The organism is Marinobacter sp. DSM 26671 (assembly GCF_900112835.1).
Classification (GTDB): domain Bacteria; phylum Pseudomonadota; class Gammaproteobacteria; order Pseudomonadales; family Oleiphilaceae; genus Marinobacter; species Marinobacter flavimaris.
On record NZ_FONF01000003.1, the window covers coordinates 283,205 to 299,621 of the forward strand.

Annotated in this window: 15 protein-coding genes; 7 read left to right on the plus strand and 8 right to left on the minus strand. The window is 58.1% G+C overall.

Annotation, left to right across the window (positions count from 1 at the left end):
• Positions 1-19: 19 nt before the first annotated feature.
• Together rapA and cysZ are read right to left on the minus strand one after the other, a co-directional pair.
• Positions 20-2,881, minus strand: coding sequence for an RNA polymerase-associated protein RapA (gene rapA / locus BM035_RS05230; RefSeq protein ID WP_092030553.1), 2,862 nt, complete (start codon positions 2,879-2,881; stop codon positions 20-22).
• Positions 2,882-2,897: 16 nt separating this feature from the next.
• A complete protein-coding gene (gene cysZ, locus BM035_RS05235) occupies positions 2,898-3,647 on the minus strand; it encodes a sulfate transporter CysZ (protein ID WP_092030554.1) in 750 nt (249 codons plus the stop codon).
• Between the two features lie 97 nt (positions 3,648-3,744).
• Between cysZ and BM035_RS05240 the strand changes: the two genes are divergently transcribed.
• The gene (locus BM035_RS05240; protein ID WP_014578558.1) at positions 3,745-4,149 is read left to right on the plus strand and encodes a VanZ family protein; all 405 of its coding nucleotides are present in this window, start codon (positions 3,745-3,747) and stop codon (positions 4,147-4,149) included.
• Positions 4,150-4,593: 444 nt separating this feature from the next.
• Here the strand turns inward: BM035_RS05240 and BM035_RS05245 are convergent, their stop codons facing one another.
• Complete coding sequence (locus BM035_RS05245; RefSeq protein WP_041645686.1) at positions 4,594-5,253, minus strand: class I SAM-dependent methyltransferase; 660 nt, start codon at positions 5,251-5,253, stop codon at positions 4,594-4,596.
• A 133-nt stretch (positions 5,254-5,386) separates the two neighbouring features.
• Here BM035_RS05245 and mnmH point away from each other — a divergent pair, with 133 nt between their 5' ends.
• The 5 genes from mnmH (at position 5,387) to BM035_RS05270 (ending at position 9,978) form a co-directional block, all read left to right on the plus strand.
• On the plus strand, positions 5,387-6,490 hold the full coding sequence (gene mnmH / locus BM035_RS05250; RefSeq protein ID WP_092030556.1) for a tRNA 2-selenouridine(34) synthase MnmH: 1,104 nt from the start codon (positions 5,387-5,389) through the stop codon (positions 6,488-6,490).
• A 141-nt stretch (positions 6,491-6,631) separates the two neighbouring features.
• A complete protein-coding gene (locus BM035_RS05255; RefSeq protein WP_053113204.1) occupies positions 6,632-7,465 on the plus strand; it encodes a mechanosensitive ion channel family protein in 834 nt (277 codons plus the stop codon).
• Between the two features lie 170 nt (positions 7,466-7,635).
• Entirely contained in the window at positions 7,636-8,193 is a 558-nt protein-coding gene (locus BM035_RS05260) for an aminoacyl-tRNA deacylase (protein WP_053113205.1), read from the plus strand.
• Positions 8,194-8,275: 82 nt separating this feature from the next.
• The gene (locus BM035_RS05265) at positions 8,276-9,571 is read left to right on the plus strand and encodes an FAD-dependent monooxygenase (protein ID WP_053113206.1); all 1,296 of its coding nucleotides are present in this window, start codon (positions 8,276-8,278) and stop codon (positions 9,569-9,571) included.
• A gap of 41 nt (positions 9,572-9,612) precedes the next feature.
• Complete coding sequence (locus BM035_RS05270) at positions 9,613-9,978, plus strand: histidine triad nucleotide-binding protein (RefSeq protein ID WP_053113207.1); 366 nt, start codon at positions 9,613-9,615, stop codon at positions 9,976-9,978.
• A 338-nt stretch (positions 9,979-10,316) separates the two neighbouring features.
• On the opposite strand, the gene phoU is transcribed toward BM035_RS05270, so the two are convergent.
• The 5 genes from phoU to BM035_RS05295 all read right to left on the minus strand — a co-directional run bounded on the left by phoU (position 10,317) and on the right by BM035_RS05295 (position 15,805).
• The gene (phoU, locus tag BM035_RS05275; RefSeq protein ID WP_008172965.1) at positions 10,317-11,039 is read right to left on the minus strand and encodes a phosphate signaling complex protein PhoU; all 723 of its coding nucleotides are present in this window, start codon (positions 11,037-11,039) and stop codon (positions 10,317-10,319) included.
• A 33-nt stretch (positions 11,040-11,072) separates the two neighbouring features.
• Positions 11,073-11,960, minus strand: a complete 888-nt coding sequence (pstB, locus tag BM035_RS05280) for a phosphate ABC transporter ATP-binding protein PstB (RefSeq protein ID WP_041645688.1) — start codon at positions 11,958-11,960, stop codon at positions 11,073-11,075.
• A gap of 11 nt (positions 11,961-11,971) precedes the next feature.
• Complete coding sequence (gene pstA, locus BM035_RS05285) at positions 11,972-13,246, minus strand: phosphate ABC transporter permease PstA (RefSeq protein ID WP_053113208.1); 1,275 nt, start codon at positions 13,244-13,246, stop codon at positions 11,972-11,974.
• Positions 13,239-14,627 carry a phosphate ABC transporter permease subunit PstC gene (pstC, locus tag BM035_RS05290; protein ID WP_008172968.1) on the minus strand — a complete coding sequence of 463 codons (1,389 nt, stop codon included), beginning with the start codon at positions 14,625-14,627 and terminating at the stop codon, positions 13,239-13,241. Before pstC ends, pstA begins: the two co-directional genes overlap by 8 nt.
• Before the next feature lie 137 nt (positions 14,628-14,764).
• Positions 14,765-15,805 (minus strand): substrate-binding domain-containing protein, encoded by a 1,041-nt coding sequence (locus tag BM035_RS05295; protein ID WP_008172969.1) that lies wholly within the window; start codon positions 15,803-15,805, stop codon positions 14,765-14,767.
• A gap of 197 nt (positions 15,806-16,002) precedes the next feature.
• On the opposite strand from BM035_RS05295, the gene BM035_RS05300 reads away from it, so the two are divergent.
• A complete protein-coding gene (locus BM035_RS05300; RefSeq protein WP_008172970.1) occupies positions 16,003-16,407 on the plus strand; it encodes an acyl-CoA thioesterase in 405 nt (134 codons plus the stop codon).
• The last annotated feature ends 10 nt before the right edge of the window (positions 16,408-16,417 follow it).

Consider the following 16,417-nt stretch of genomic DNA (forward strand, 5'->3'; position numbering starts at 1 on the left):
ACGGAGATCACACCTGGCATTATGCGGTCACGATCACACGAATGCCTTCCAATGCCAGGCTGGCGTGCCCTATCGCCTCTTTTGCCGCCTCGAACTGATCGCGGAAAAAGTCGATTTCCTCCTCACGAATCGCCGGATTCACCTTTTGCAATGCTTCCAGCCGACGGATTTCCGGTCCGAAACTGGCCTCCAGCTGCTCAAGCGCCTGTGACTTCAGGGGCTCCAGATGAGGCTCCGACAACCGCTCCACGTGATCCACCATGGTTTCCACCTGGGGCCGGATCTGCGGAACGATGGCCTGGGCCGTGCGCCGCCGGATATTCGAGCACATCTCGTTAAGACGGTCGTGGGGCAACGCGCCCGAGAGTTCCTTGCCATTTACATCCACCAGCAGCCGAAGTGGCGAGACCGGCAGGTAGCGGGTCAGTTGGAGCGCTTCCGGTGCCGGGCAGTGCACAGTAAACAGGGCCTCCATCAACAGCGTTCCGGGCGGCAGCGCCTTTACGGAAAGACTGGCGAGCGCGGCCTTGCCAAGGCCGGAGCTGGTCACCGAGTCCATTACCCCCGTGACCATCGGGTGCTCCCAGCTCATGAAAGCCAGGTCTTCCCGCTCCAAGGCATTCTGTCGGTCCCAGGTCACGGTAATCCCGTCTTCCGGTAATTCGGCGACATGGCCGGCCTGATATTGCTCGCCGGGTCGCAGAATGTCGGAGTGATCGGCATGGTCTTCGACATCCACGCCGAGGATGTCAAAAGCCTCCACCATGTAATCCCGAACCCGGGCCTCGGATTCTTCGTCTTCGATGGCGGCGATCAGATCCTCTGCCACCTCAGGGCGACAGGAATTCAGCTCGATCAAGGCATCACGGCCAGCCTGCAAGAGCGTTTTCAGGCGCGTTGCTTCGTCCGCGGAGGCCTCGACGAGTCCATCAGCCACATCAAGGTCGCCATCAATAGCCTGCTGCCACTGGGCCTGCACCGCTTCCTGAACGGCAACGCCCACCGCGCAGCTTTCGGCAAAGGCGTTCAGGCCCTCGTGGAACCAGCGGAACTGCACCTCCTGACTGGTCCCACTGAGGTAGGGCACGTGAATATCAATCGCTTCTGTCTGACCGATCCGGTCCAGCCGCCCGATGCGCTGCTCGAGCAAGTCCGGGTTTGCAGGCAGATCGAAGAGCACGAGATGATGGGCAAACTGGAAATTGCGGCCTTCGCTGCCGATTTCAGAGCAGATCAGCGCCTGGGCACCCTGCTCCGTGTCGGCGAAATAGGCGGCGGCGCGATCACGCTCGATCAGGCTCAGGTGTTCATGGAAGGCAGCACTGCGGATACCCGCCCGCAGCTGGAGATAATGCTCCAGGGCCATGGCAGTCTGGGCACTGGCACAGATCACCACCACTTTGGCAGGGCGCAGGCCGATCAGCTTTTTCTCAAGCCATTCAACCCGGGGATCGTCCGCCAGCCACTGCTCCTCGGGCACCAGTTGCTCCGGGGTCAATCCCTGAGTACCTGAGGCCTGCCCTTCGTACATGGCCGGGCAAGGCAACGGTTCAGGTTCGGGTCGACGCTCGGGAAATCCCTGGATGGCCGCCCGGGTGTTCCGGAAAAGCACGCGACCGGTACCATGCCGGTCCAGCAGGGCATCGATCACCGATTGCCTCGGATTGTCACCGGCAAACAGCTGGTCCAGCTCTTCACCCAACCATTCCCGCAGCAGCTTCTGATCGCCCTCGCTGATATCGGAGCTTTCGTCCTGAAGCCGTCGGACAACACTGTTGATGGCTTCATACTGCTGCTCTTCTCTGCGGAAGGTTTCCAGATCATGGAAACGGGCCGGGTCGAGAAGCCGCAGGCGGGCAAAGTGACTGGCGATACCCACCTGCTCGGGCGTTGCTGTCAGCAAGAGCAGGCCGCGGCTGACCGCCGACAGTTCCTCAACAATCCGGTATTCCGGGCTAACCTCTTCAGGGCTCCACGCAAGATGATGGGCCTCATCAACAATCATCAGGTCCCAGTGAGCCTTGAGGGCATCGTCCTGCGCCTTCTGGCTTTTCTTCAGGAAGTCGAGACTGCAGAGCACCAGCTGTTCGCTCTCGAACGGATTCACCGCATCTTCATCGCCAAAAATATGGTTAACCAGCGCATCCACGTCGCTTTCCTGCTCTTTCAGAGCGTCGTAGCGACCCTGATCCACTATGGAAAATCGCAGATTAAAGCGGCGGAGCATTTCCACCAGCCATTGATGGGTGAGGGAATCCGGTACCACGATCAAGGCACGCTTTGCCCGGCCAGTGTGCAGCTGATAGTGGAGGATCAGACCCGCCTCGATGGTTTTGCCAAGACCGACCTCATCTGCCAGAAGAACCCGTGGCGCATGGCGCCGGGCAACTTCATGGGCAATGTATATCTGGTGTGGCAGATGCTGCGTGCGGGCGCCGATCAACCCCTGGGCTGACGATGCCCGCAGGCGGTTCATGTGCTGAAGCGTGGCAAACCTCAGGCGAAAGGCGCCGTTGCGATCGAACTGGCCCGCAAACAGCCGCTGGTGCGGCGCAGAAAAATTCACGGATCCGGCGAGTTTCACCTCGGAAATTTCGTGCAGATCGGTGCCGTCGTCCCCGTGATACAGGAGCACCCCGCCCCGGTCCTCAACTGCACGGACGGTGTACCGTTCGCCATCGAAGGTCTCAATCTCTTCCCCCAACTGATAGATGATGCGGGACAGCGGGGCGTTATCAATCGCGTAGGTGCGCTCCTCATCGGCGGCGGGAAACCCGAGGGTCACCCGGCGCCCGGAGATATCCGTGACGATCCCGAGCCCCAGGCCGGTATCACTGTGGCTGACCCAACGCTGACCAATAACAAATTCCGATGTATCCAAGAAACCTCCAGACCAATTAAGTTCTTGTGGCGCCGTTCTCACGCACCCAGTAAGCCGTCGCCCCACATACGGCCGCCGGCACGACAAACAGATTCAGCACCGGCACCATGGCGGCCAGCGCCACCGGCAGGCCAAAGCCGAAGGCAGACAGGCGGGTGTCGCCGAGCAACCGTCGCAGTGCGGGGAAACTGACCTTGTGGTTGTCTGCCGGGTAGTCCACGTATTGCAGCGCCATCATCCAGCTGTTGAACAGGAACCAGAGAACAGCAGCCACCAGATTAACAACCGGTATAAGACCGATGATCAGTAAACCGATAGCCCGCGGCAGGTAATACAGGATCTTCTGAACCTCGCGCCAGAGTGCGCGGGGAATATCCTTGATGATCGATGCCCAGCTGTCATCGGTATTCACCTCCTGGCCGGTCAGGTGCTTTTCTGTCAGCTCGGCAAGATAGCCATAGAAAGGGGAACCAATCAGATTGGCAACGATCACAAAGCCGTAGGCGAGCATCAGTACGATGACCGCCCCATACAGAATCCAGAACAACCAATCCAGTGCCTGCAGCCACGCCCAGTCAGGCAACCACGACATCGCGGCGGCAATCAGGCCTGCAAACAGCTCTCCCATGAAGAAGAACAGCAATCCGAAGAGCAGAATATTGATAACCAGTGGAATGATGACGAACAGCCGAAGACCGGGCTGACGAATCAGGCGGAAACCCTCACCCAGGTAGCCCAGTCCACGAAAAAAATTACCCTTGAGCATAGCTGGCAGGACCTCCGCTTCAATGACAATGACGGGGCGCAAAGCATATCATGTTGGCAACATTCCCACAGCCCGAGAACGCTCAGTGACTTCCCCGATGGATACATTGAAACAACAACTGACCAGCCTGCTGCAATTCCGCCCCCTCTGGCAGGCAGCCTTTGTGGTTTCCGTTCTGGCCATCGGGTTTCTGGCGACAACCGACAGCCCTCATGCCATACCTTCATCGTCGAACGACAAGGTGAACCATCTGATCGCCTTCCTCGAGCTCACCATCCTCACCCGGCTGGCCTGGCCGGAGCTCCGGCCCATCTGGTTTGCGCCGGCCCTGCTGGGCTTTGGCCTTGGCATTGAGCTTATCCAGGCAACCCTGCCCTATCGGGAATTTTCCCTGGCCGATCTGGCTGCGGACGGCGCCGGCATTGCCATCGGACTTCTTCCCTGGCCCGGCATCCGAAACACCGGAAAACCGGATTTGCGAAACTCGCCAGAATCGCTGTGAGATATCTCTTACAAAGGCGTGAGATCTTGCAGTGACGTTGTGTACGCGGCAGTGCCAGAAACTCTTCAGGGAAAAGCTAACTCACTGATAAATTTGTTTTATTGTAGACACCCACGCTGACATCTCCTGCGATGCGTGCACAGTTCACACGTTTGTCAGAATCCAGTTGGTATATTGTTGTTGTCAAGGATGACAGGGAAATGGACGACGCACTGGATGCACCCCGGCAAGGACCGCGGGGAGAGGTAGGGACACAAGGACGCCTCGCTTAAGGGATAACTATTCGGATAGCCGGCTCGGATGCCGGCACCACGGAGTGGCTCAAGGATCTCGCAACACGGCTGTTGCCAAATGCGCAAGGATGCGCCGACCTGTTCCGAGAAAGGGTAACCGTTTGGTCGCCCTTTATTTTTTTATACCTTCTTTTTTCTCACCTCTGATCCATCACTGGTTGTTCTCGGCCAGGTAGATACGAACCCTATTGAACTCCTCGAATTCGTTAAGATCCGGCCAGGTCCGGGCCTCAAGCGTTGTCTGCTTGCGGTAGGCATCGTCACCCAACACTTTCATCCGCGAATCCGCCAGCAGCACCCGAGGAGCCGCCTCGCGTAAAACGCCGAGCAACGGCCGGTTTTCCGGATCATAGAGCACATCCGCGGCGGTCACGACATCTATTTCGTCCGGTCGGGCTGCCCAGTCAGGGCAAAGGCCAACGGAAACACCATTGAGAGCCGCATTTGCATTGGCCGCGTCCAGCGCAGCCGGATCAATGTCACAGGCGATGGCTTCCTTCGCTCCGGCCATTGCCGCCGCGACAGCCACGATTCCGGATCCCGAGCCGAAATCCAGGACGCGCTTGCCCTCAACCCAATGGGGATTGTCCAGAATCCAGTTGGCGAGCACCTGGCCGCTGGCCCAGCAGAACGACCAGTAGGCGGGTTCGGCAACGACCGCCTGGGCCTCTTCGTGCGATAACGGCCCCTCAAGCACCCTCGGGTCAAAGAGGTACAGGGCAATGCGCTCACAACCGGCAGGACGGGAAACGGCCACCCGGCCTCGGGAGAGGGTTTTGCGCAGGTGCTGATTCAGACTGTCCACTGACATGGGGTACCCAACCTCAATTTTCCGGAAGGCGTCATTGTACCCGTGACCAGTCCGGGAAACAGGCGGCGACAAGCAGAAAAACCCCATTTCCGCTATACTGCCGCCTCCATCTGACAACTGGTTTACCGCTGAAATGGCAAGCAGACCCGACACCGACGACTACCTTTCCCTGTTCCTGAATGATGTGCCGCTGATGGACGTCCGGGCACCGGTAGAGTTCAGCCGTGGCAGCTTTCCGAATACCGAAAACGCGCCCCTGATGAACGATGAGGAGCGCCATCGGGTCGGCATCTGTTACAAGGAGAAAGGTCAGGACAAGGCGATTGAACTGGGGCACCAGCTGGTGTCCGGTGACATCAAGGCCCAGCGCATTGAAGCCTGGAAACGTTTTGTCGCCCGCCACCCGAACGGCTACCTGTTCTGTTTTCGGGGTGGCCTGCGCTCCCGGCTCACCCAGCAGTGGATCCGGGAGGCCGGAATTGACTACCCGCTGGTCAAAGGCGGCTACAAGGCATTGCGCCGATTCCTGATCGACAGTCTGGAAGCGCAGATCGAATCCGGCGAGTTCCGGATTCTCAGCGGGCGCACCGGCACCGGCAAGACCCGGGTACTGAAACAGCTCCCCAATCCGGTGGATCTTGAAGGCCTGGCCAATCACCGGGGTTCCAGCTTCGGGCGTCAGGTAACACCGCAGCCTTCACAAATCGATTTCGAGAACCGGCTGGCGGTAGCCATGCTCAAAGCCCGCCACCTGAACAGTGGTCCGGTCTATCTGGAAGATGAAAGCCGCCTTGTTGGCCGTTGCGCCCTGCCCGAATCCCTCAAGGAGCGGATGGCCAGGTCGCCGTTGCTGATCCTCGAGCAACCGATGGAAGAGCGTATTGGCATCATCCGCGAGGATTATGTTGAGGGAATGTACTCGGATTACGTGGACCGCGACGGGGCCGAAGCAGGCTGGCTGAATTTCCGGGACTATCTGCTGAGCGCCATTGACCGCATCCGCAAGCGCCTGGGCGGGGAGCGACACCAGCAGCTGCGCGGCCTGATGGACCAGGCACTCCTGCAGCAGGAAGCCACCGGAGAGACAGCGGCCCACAACGCCTGGATCCAGTCACTGCTCCAGGATTATTACGACCCAATGTACGACTACCAACTGGGCAAGAAAGAAGGCCGGATTCTTGTTCGTGGAGGCCCCAAGACCATTCTCGACTGGGCCAACAAAAGCTCGGTTGCGTAAGGCCCTGACTGAATATTACGCCTGCAGTACACACTCACGACATTTGTCTGCTATATAAAGAAGTAGACGAATCATGTTGTTGCAGGAATTTGTCCGTTAATCAGACACTTATGAAAAATACCAACGAACAAGGAGTCCTTTATGGAAGACCTATTTGGCGCTGAAGGCGGTGCCTCGGAACTCATGAATCAGGCCATGGCTCTGGTCATGACATACGCCCCCAAGGTCGTGTTGGCCATTGTCACTCTGATTGTGGGCATGTGGCTGATCAACCGGTTTGTCGGCGTTCTAGATAACAAGCTGGGCAAAAAAGACCCCACTCTGAACAAGTTTCTCTGCGGCCTGATCGGAGCAATCCTCAAGATTCTGCTGCTGATCTCTGTCGCCTCCATGGTCGGAATTGCCACCACCTCCTTCATTGCCATTATCGGTGCTGCCGGCCTGGCCGTCGGTCTTGCGCTTCAGGGCAGCCTCGCCAACTTCGCCGGCGGCGTGCTGATCCTGATCTTCAAACCGTTCAAGGTTGGTGACACGATTGATGCCCAGGGCTACCTCGGCTCCGTCCGCGAAATCTCCATCCTGTACACCATTGTCGACACCTTCGATAACCGCCGGATTGTGATCCCGAATGGTCAACTGGCCAACGCCAGCCTGACCAACCTGAGCGCCTATGAAACCCGTCGCTGCGACATGAGCTTCGGCATCGGCTACGGTGATGACATCGACAAGGCCAAGGCCATCTGCAAGCGCCTTATTGAAGAAGACGAGCGCGCACTGAAGGACCCCGAACCACTGATCGTTGTTGGTGCACTGGGCGAAAGCTCCGTCGACCTGACCGTTCGGGCCTGGACCAAATCAGGTGATCTCTGGCCCTTCTACTGGGACATGCATGAGAAAGTGAAAAAAGCATTCGACGCCGAGGGTATCAGCATTCCGTTCCCCCAGCGCGATGTTCATATGATTAAAACCGACTGAGATTCGCGATCGGTTTCTCATTGATACATCCGGTTACTCGCAAACTGCGTAACCTCAACTAAGCTGACCATTAATGGCGGGGTTGACCAACCCCGCCAGGCCATCGGGGCCAGGCAATTAGATCAACACAGGCTCCGGAACGCTGTCATTGCTGGTAGGAGGTTGTCACTATGCCGGTACAGCAGTTGAAGGAATTCCTCGATGAGGCGGGTGTGGAATACATGTGCCTCTCCCACCCTCCTGCATTTACCGCCCAGGAACTCGCCCACCACGTCAAGATTGCCGGCGACCGTGTCGTCAAAACGGTGATCATCGAACTGGATGGTAAAATGGCAATGCTGGTGATGCCGGCCACCTGGCGAATCCGCTGGGACAGGTTATCCCGCATCCTCGACACCGACTTTCTTGACCTCGCTGACGAACAGGAATTCCAGGACCGCTTCCCGGATTGCGAGGTAGGCGCCATGCCCCCCTTTGGCAACCTGTTCGGAATGACCGTCTATTGCGCCGAAGCGCTGACCGAGCAGCCCGAACTGGCGTTCGCCGCAGGCAGCCACAGCGAATCGGCACATATGAAAACCTCGGATTTCCTGACCCTCGTGCAACCCATGGTCCTGAACCAGGGATTCAACAAACCGGGTGCACAGAAGCCCGCCTGGCTGATCAAGAACCGTCGCAGGCCTGACGACGCTGCCGAGCCGCGGGTGTCAGGTATGGCAGGCTATTGAGGGTTTTCATTCCGGCTTGATCCCGGTCTCTTGTCTGGCTGCCGTCATCGCGTAAACTGAGGGCATCAGACAGGAAACCGATATGACTCAAGTCTTTGATATTGTCGTAGTTGGTGCCGGCATGGTCGGCGCTGCTCTCGCCACTGGCCTCGGCCAGAATGGCTTCCGCGTTGCCCTTGTCGACCGGGCTCCGCCCCCCGACTTTGACCCGGAAAGCGCCCCGGACATCCGGGTTTCTGCCCTGAGCGCCGGCAGTGAGCGCTATCTCCAGAGCCTGGGCGCCTGGGACCACATCCTCGGGATGCGCTCGACGCCCTATAGGCGACTGGCCGTGTGGGATGAAACCCGCTATCCACTGCAGAACCTGGTGCCCCGAAAACTGGCTGAGGTCCAATTCGACGCCACCGAGCTGGGCGCCCACCACCTGGGACACATCGTCGAAAACTCAGTAACCCAACAGGCGCTCTGGCAAACCGCCGAGGCCTGCCCCCAGATATCCCTGTTCCACGGTCAGGGTGTCGCCTCACTGGCGCAGTCCGGTGATACAGCCACGGTCACCCTGGATGACGACCGCGAGCTGCTAGCAAGCCTTGTAGTCGGTTGCGATGGCGCCCAATCCCGGATCAGGGACCTGGCCGGCATCGGCGTAACCCGTAACCAGTATGACCAGCAGGCAATGGTTATCTCGGTACGCTATCAGGGGCCGGTTGAAGACATTACCTGGCAGGGCTTTCACCCCTCGGGGCCCCGAGCCTTCCTGCCATTGCACAGTGCCGGTCCGGAACATCCGGGTGAAAGCTGGGGCTCCCTGGTCTGGTACGATTCGCCCGATGAACTGGCACGCCTGAAAGCCCTGGACGACAGCACCCTGATGAGCGAAATCCAGTCGTCGTTTCCCGCGAGTTTGCCCTTGCTGACCCACATCGACATCAAAGCCTCGTTCCCCATCGCCCGCCAGCACGCCAAACAATATCACTCTGGACGAGTTGTCCTGGCCGGTGATTCTGCCCATACCATCAACCCGCTGGCCGGCCAGGGGGTGAACCTGGGATTCCAGGATGCGCAAGCCCTCCAGTCAGCCCTCAAAGAGGCCAAGCGCGCCGGCGATGATCTGGCAAATCCGAAGTGGCTGAACCTCTACGAACAACAGCGCCGGCCGGCGAACCGCAGAATGATGCTGACCATGGATCTGTTCTACCATCTGTTCAGCAACCGGATTCCACCCGTCCACCTGCTACGCAACCTCGGCCTCGGCGCCGCCCGCGCCCTACCCTTCGCCCGCAACCGGGTTGCCCGCTACGCCATGGGCATCGACGAGAAACTGCCGGCCGTGGTGCGGCAGATAGCCTCCCGGATTCCGGGCCTGAATCAGCTTTAGAGCCAAACAACAATCCCAAGGACAAGTGCAAAGGAGCCACCATGTCAGAGACGATTTTCACCAAGATCATCAACCGGGAAATTCCCGCGGACATCCTCTACGAAGACGACATCGCCCTCGCTTTCAGCGACATAAACCCCCAGGCGCCGGTTCATTTCCTGGTCATCCCGAAAAAGGCCATCGCCACCATTAACGACATCACCGAGGAAGATCGGGAACTGGTGGGGCATCTGTATCTGGTGGCTGCGAAAATTGCCAAGGAGAAGGGCTTTGCCGACGACGGCTATCGAGTCGTCATGAACTGCGGGGAAAATTCAGGGCAGACGGTGTTCCACATTCATCTGCATGTTCTTGCCGGGAAGCCGCTGGGCTGGCCGCCGTATACCGAAAAAATGAAGCATGCCTGATTGCTTTAGGCTTGGGTGCCGGCAAGCGGTCCGGTAATGCTGTTTGGGACACGCTCAAGGCATCCATGCGCGCTTAGCTTTCGCCATCCCTGGCGAAAGATAGTCCCAAACAGCATTGCCGGCCCACTTGCTCAAACCTGGGAGCTATCGCTCGTAGGCGCCCAATTATCTGTTTTGTTAAGGGACCAGGCTGACTCCCAGCTCTGATCGGACGGCGTGTGGTGCGGCTTTCCGGGACTGTCTTTCGCCATGGATGGCGAAAGCCAAGCGACCATGGACGGCTCGAGCGTGTCTCGGAAAGCCGCACCACGCGGCGGCCCTCCTCCCAGGCCAAAAAATCAGCGGCCGACGACTTTCTCAGCCTCTTCAACCGGCGTATGACGAACGTCCTCGCCTTTGACCATGAAAATCACGTTCTCAGCAATGTTACATGCGTGGTCACCCACCCGCTCCAGGGCACGGAGCACCCACATCACCGACATGCACCGTGAAATGTTACGGGTATCTTCCATCATGAACGTCAGCAGGGTCCGAGCAGCTGCCTGATATTCCTCATCGACGCGCTTGTCTTCCTTCATGATCCGCAACGCCTGCTCGGAATCCAGCCGGGCAAAGGCATCCAGGGCATCGTGAAGCATGCTGAGCACGTGGGTGCCAATGTGGCGTACTTCCACATAGCCCCGCGGGGCCTGGCCCTCTTCCTGCAGCTTGATGGCCAGCTTGGCGATTTTCTTGGCCTCGTCGCCAACCCGTTCAAGGTCGGCCACCATCTTGATGACTGAGATCACCAGACGCAGATCCCGGGCCGTCGGCTGGCGACGGGCAATGATCAGGGTGGCCTCCTCGTCGATTTCCACTTCCATCCGGTCAACTTTCTTGTCGTTGGCACGGATTTCGTCGGCCAGATGACCATCGCCATCCACCAGGGCGAGGATGGCATTATCGACCTGGGCCTCAACCATGCCGCCCATTTTGAGGAACTCGGTCTTGAGCTCCATCAGTTCGTCATTGAACTTGTGGGAGATGTGATCCCCGTAAACGTCGTCCTTCTTTGTAGGCATACTGTTCTTCTCCAAAATTCCTCAGGTCCGGAATCAGCCAAAACGGCCGGTGATGTAGGACTCGGTCAGTTCATGTTCCGGCGAGGTGAATACCTTGTTGGTCTCGTTCACTTCAACCAGGTGTCCCAGGTGGAAGTAGGCCGTACGGTGAGATACCCGGGCCGCCTGCTGCATCGAGTGGGTCACGATAACGATCGTGTAGCTTTCGGACAGTTCGGCAATCAGCTCTTCCACTTTCGCGGTCGCAATAGGGTCCAGGGCCGAGCAGGGCTCATCCATCAGCACCACTTCCGGGCTCACGGCAATGGCACGGGCAATACACAGACGCTGTTGCTGGCCGCCGGACATGCCGGTTGCGTTGGCGTCCAGGCGATCCTTTACCTCTTCCCAGAGGCCGGCCTTGCGCAGACTGTTTTCCACTATCTCGTCCAGATCCGACTTGCGGTTGGCCAGCCCGTGAATCCGGGGGCCGTAAGCCACGTTGTCGTAGATGGACTTGGGAAAAGGGTTCGGCTTCTGGAATACCATACCGACCCTGGCCCGCAGTTCGACCACATCCCGCTTGGGGTCGTAAATGTCGTGGTCGTCCAGTTGCAGGGAACCCTTCACACGACAGATATCGATGCTGTCGTTCATGCGATTCAGGCAGCGCAGGAAGGTGGATTTGCCGCAACCGGATGGGCCGATGAAGGCAATGACTTCGTTACGGCCAATATCAAGGCTGATCTTCTTGATCGCGGGGGCATCCCCGTAGAATACCTCGACATCCCGAAGCTTGAACTTGGGGTCGTCCGAGTAAGGCTTACCGACGGTCTTGCCTTCCTCGATGATGGTTTCAGCGGGCTTCGATTCCTGAACTGGCACGGCAACCTCGTCCGGTTGGGTAACTTCACTGGTAATGGTTGTATTCACACTATTCATCTTGATTCTCCTTACCACCGGCGCTCGAGACGTTTGCGCATCCAGATGGCCAATGCGTTCATACTGATCAGGAAGGCCAGCAGCACCATGATGGCTGCCGACGCTCGCTCAATAAAGGCCAGCTCCGGGCTGCCCGCCCACAGGAACACCTGCACAGGCAGCACCGTCGCCGAATCGAAGAACCCGTCGGGTACGTCCACAATGAACGCCACCATACCGATCAGCAGCAGCGGTGCGGTTTCACCCAGTGCCTGGGCCATACCGATGATGGAACCGGTGAGCATACCCGGCATGGCCAGCGGCAGCACATGGTGCAGAACTACCTGCATCTTGGATGCACCGATACCTTCAGCGGCCTCCCGGATCGAGGGTGGTACGCTTTTGATCGCGGCCCGGCTGGAAATGATGATGGTCGGCAGAGTCATCAACGTCAGCACCAGACCACCAACCACCGGAACCGAACGTGGCATCCCGAACAGGTTGATAAACACCGCGAGGCCAAGCAGACCAAAGATGATGGAAGGAACCGCCGCCAGGTTGTTGATATTCACCTCGATAAAATCGGTGAATTTGTTCTGGGGCGCGAATTCTTCCAGGTAGATCGCCGCGGCCACACCAATCGGGAACGAGAGGATCAGGGTAACGAACATGGTCAGCAGCGAACCGACAATGGCGCCAAGAATACCTGCCTTGGACGGATCACGGGAATCGCCGCCACTGAAGAACACATCATTGAACGATGTCTCGATAACGTCCCGCTCCAGAAGCTCATCGACCCAGGTTTTTTGCTGGTCGTTCAGCTTGATCGAGTAGGCATCATCCCCTGCATGCTTGACGTAGACATCCACATCCGTGTGCGTGAGAAAGGTCATGGTCTGGGTGGTGCCCAACCAATCGGGGTTTGCCTTCAGGGCATCCCGTAGCGTCACCGAGGCGTACGGGTTGATCAGCTCGCGAACCTGATTCCGGTCATCCTCCGTTGCTCCAGGGATCTCCTTGATCAGTGCCTGAACCAGAGGCTCGACAAAATCGGCCATCTTGATCTGACGCTCGTCCGTGGGATCATCCAGATACATCATCTCACCATCCAACTGCACATCCATGGTGATGGTGGTCTTCACGAAGCCGGTATAACCCTTGCCGATGATATCGGTGAACAGGATTAACAGGGCCCCCAGGGCAATGGCGATTGCCATGATGCCGTAGGCGCGGAAACGGCGTTCCTTACGGTAGCGACGCTTGAGCGACTGGCGGACAATCTCCGCCTGTGAACGTTGGTCAGTCATACTGTTCCCGATATTTGCGTACGATTTTCAGTGCAATGACGTTGAGCAACAGGGTTGCCAGGAAGAGCATGGCGCCCAATGCGAAGGCAGCCAGCGTCTTGGCGCTGTCGAATTCCTGGTCACCGGTGAGCAGGGTCACGATCTGCACGGTTACGGTGGTAACCGTTTCCAGCGGGTTGGCCGTCAGGTTAGCAGCCAGACCAGCGGCCATGACCACGATCATGGTTTCACCGATGGCCCGGGAGACCGCCAGCAGAATACCGCCCATGATGCCGGGCAGTGCAGCCGGGAAAATCACCTTTTTCATGGTCTCGGACTGGGTGGCTCCGAGCGCAAGAGAGCCATCACGCATGGCCTGGGGCACGGCATTGATCACGTCATCCGACAGGGAAGACACAAACGGAATGATCATGATGCCCATAACGGCACCAGCGGCCAGGGCACTCTGGCTTGATGCCTCGATACCCATGGATGCGGCCAGATCGCTGATAAACGGAGCGACCGTAAGAGCGGCGAAGAAGCCGTAAACCACGGTGGGAATACCCGCCAGCATTTCCAGCAACGGCTTGACCACACCGCGCACCTTTCTACCCGCGTATTCCGACAGGTAAATGGCCGACAGCAAGCCCACCGGCACAGCCACAACCATGGCAATGGCAGAAATCAGAAGGGTACCTGTAAACAGGGGAATCATCCCGAAGGCGCCCTGAGAAGCCACCTGATCGGCCCTCAGAGCGGTCTGGGGGCTCCAGTGACTACCAAAGATAAATTCGGTGAACGGGACCTTGCCAAAGAAACGAAAAGTCTCGAACGCCACCGAGAAAATGATTCCGACGGTGGTCAATATAGCCAGGGCCGCACAGGCGAAAAATACCCACTTGAGAATGGACTCGACCTGGGAACGGGCATTCAGGCGGGGGCGAATTCTCAACCACCCGAGAAAACCCGCAAGCACGGCAACCGAGATTACAAGACCAGACATCAGGAACCGACTCTGCGTGCGCAGTGCCTGTAAACGCTCGGCGGCCTCAGCTATCGGTGCTTCAACGAAGCCAGGAGGCAAGGCTCCGCTGGCCACATTGCTGATCTTGCTCAACAGCAGGCTCGCCTCACCGTCGGTCGCCGGGATTATACCTTCAGGCAAACCACCAATAACGATCATCTGGATGACTTTGCCCTGGAATGCCGCCCAAAGACCAAGCACGATAAGAGCGGGGATACCGCTCCACAATGCCGCTCGGGCTCCGTAATAAAAAGGCAGGGACTTGAGGTGACGGATCCCACCCAGCGGCATCGCCAACGACCGGGAGCGAGCGTAACCGAGCCAATAGGCCACGATCGCCAGCACCAGAGTCAGTAATAAAAGATTAGCCGGTTGCATGAAAATTCCTGTATTCGACTTCGAATTGGCGCACAGTTTACAGATTCAGCTCTGAACTCGCACCGGATCGTCCAAACGTGCAAAAGGTGCGGGCCTCCAACGAGACCCGCACCTCCATTCTTGACCGGACGACGGTCTTACTTGAGCTCGTCCAGGGTCAGGTTCGGCATGCTTTCTGCCTTGTCCATCAGGTCCATCAAAGCAGCCCGCGGCGGCACGATCAGGCCCACATCTTTCAGGTAGCCGTTCTGGCCCATGGCAGCGTTGCTGGTGAACTCACTGACATACTCCGCAATGCCCGGAACCACACCAACATGAGCTTTCTTCACGTAGAAGAACAGCGAACGGGCCACCGGATACTCATCCGCAGCAATGGCTTCGGCAGTCGGGATCATACCGTTCAGAGTGGCAGCCTGCAGACGGTCTGCGTTTTCTTCCAGGAAGCTGTAACCGAATACACCGTACATGCCGGTGTCGCCAATCAGCTTCTGCACGATCAGGTTGTCGTTTTCACCCGCTTCGATAAAGGCGCCGTCTTCACGAACGCTTTCGCAGATGGAGGCGTGCTCGTCCTTGCTCAGGCTGGCGGCTTCAGGCAGCTCGTCGCAACCAGCGGCGAGAGCCAACTCGTTGAAGGAATCACGGGTGCCGGAAGTCGGGGGCGGACCCATTACACGAATCGGCTTGTTCGGCAGGCTGGAGTCAACATCGCTCCAGTTTTTGTTCGGGTTGGCTACCCACTCGCCGTTAACAGGCACTTTGGAACCGAGGGCCAGGAACAGCTGCTCGAGGGTGATATCGAGGTTCTCAGCTTCTTTAGAGCTGGCGATCACGATGCCGTCAGAACCAATGCGGAATTCGGTGATGTCTGTAACGCCGTTGCTCTGGCAGAGTTCGAACTCGGACGTCTTCATGCGACGTGACGCGTTGGTGATGTCCGGGTGCTGGGTGCCGATGCCCTGGCAGAAAAGCTTGAGACCGCCGCCTGAACCGGTGGATTCCAGCTTGGGTGTGCTGAAGTCGGTCTTGGTGCCGAAACGCTCGGCAACAACTGTGGCGAACGGATAAACAGTTGAGGAACCCACGATGCTGATGGTGTCACGGGCCATGGCTGGTGCAGACATGGCGGCTACGGAGCCGGCCAGTGCTACAGTCGCGAGTGCTTTGTTCAGTTTCATCACGTCATGTCTCCATTTTTTGGTTTGGACGTTTTGTCGGATGTGCTTTACCGATGGGTGCAGACTAATGGCACTCTGTGACAACTTTGTTACAGCTTCTGAAATATAGTCAGGAATGTTCAAATTTGCTTGCAGCGCTGCTTCAGCCCGCTACCATGCGTGTTAAAACAATTCCAGGCTCGCAAGAAGGCAGTACTATGACAGCGTTAGATGATGACAAACCCACGCCCCGTGGCGAACTCACCCTGCAGATTATCCCGCTCCCCTCAGACACCAATGCCAATGGCGATGTCTTTGCCGGCTGGCTGGTAAAACAGATGGATCTCGCCGCGGCGACCATGGCCGGACGGATTTCCCAGGGCCGTAACGCCACCGTGGCCATGGACCGGATGGAGTTCCTGTCACCGTTGCGAGTAGGGTCCCAGGTAGGTTGTTACTGCGAACTCGTCGATATCGGCCGCAGTTCCATGAAAATCAGCGTGGAAGTGTGGACCCTTGACCGCACTGCCAAGAATCCACGTAAGGTCACCGAGGGTCTGTTCGTCTACGTTGCCATTGATGAGCACGGTCGGATCCGCGAGGTGCCGGAGCAGGTTCTCTGACCCTGAGCCG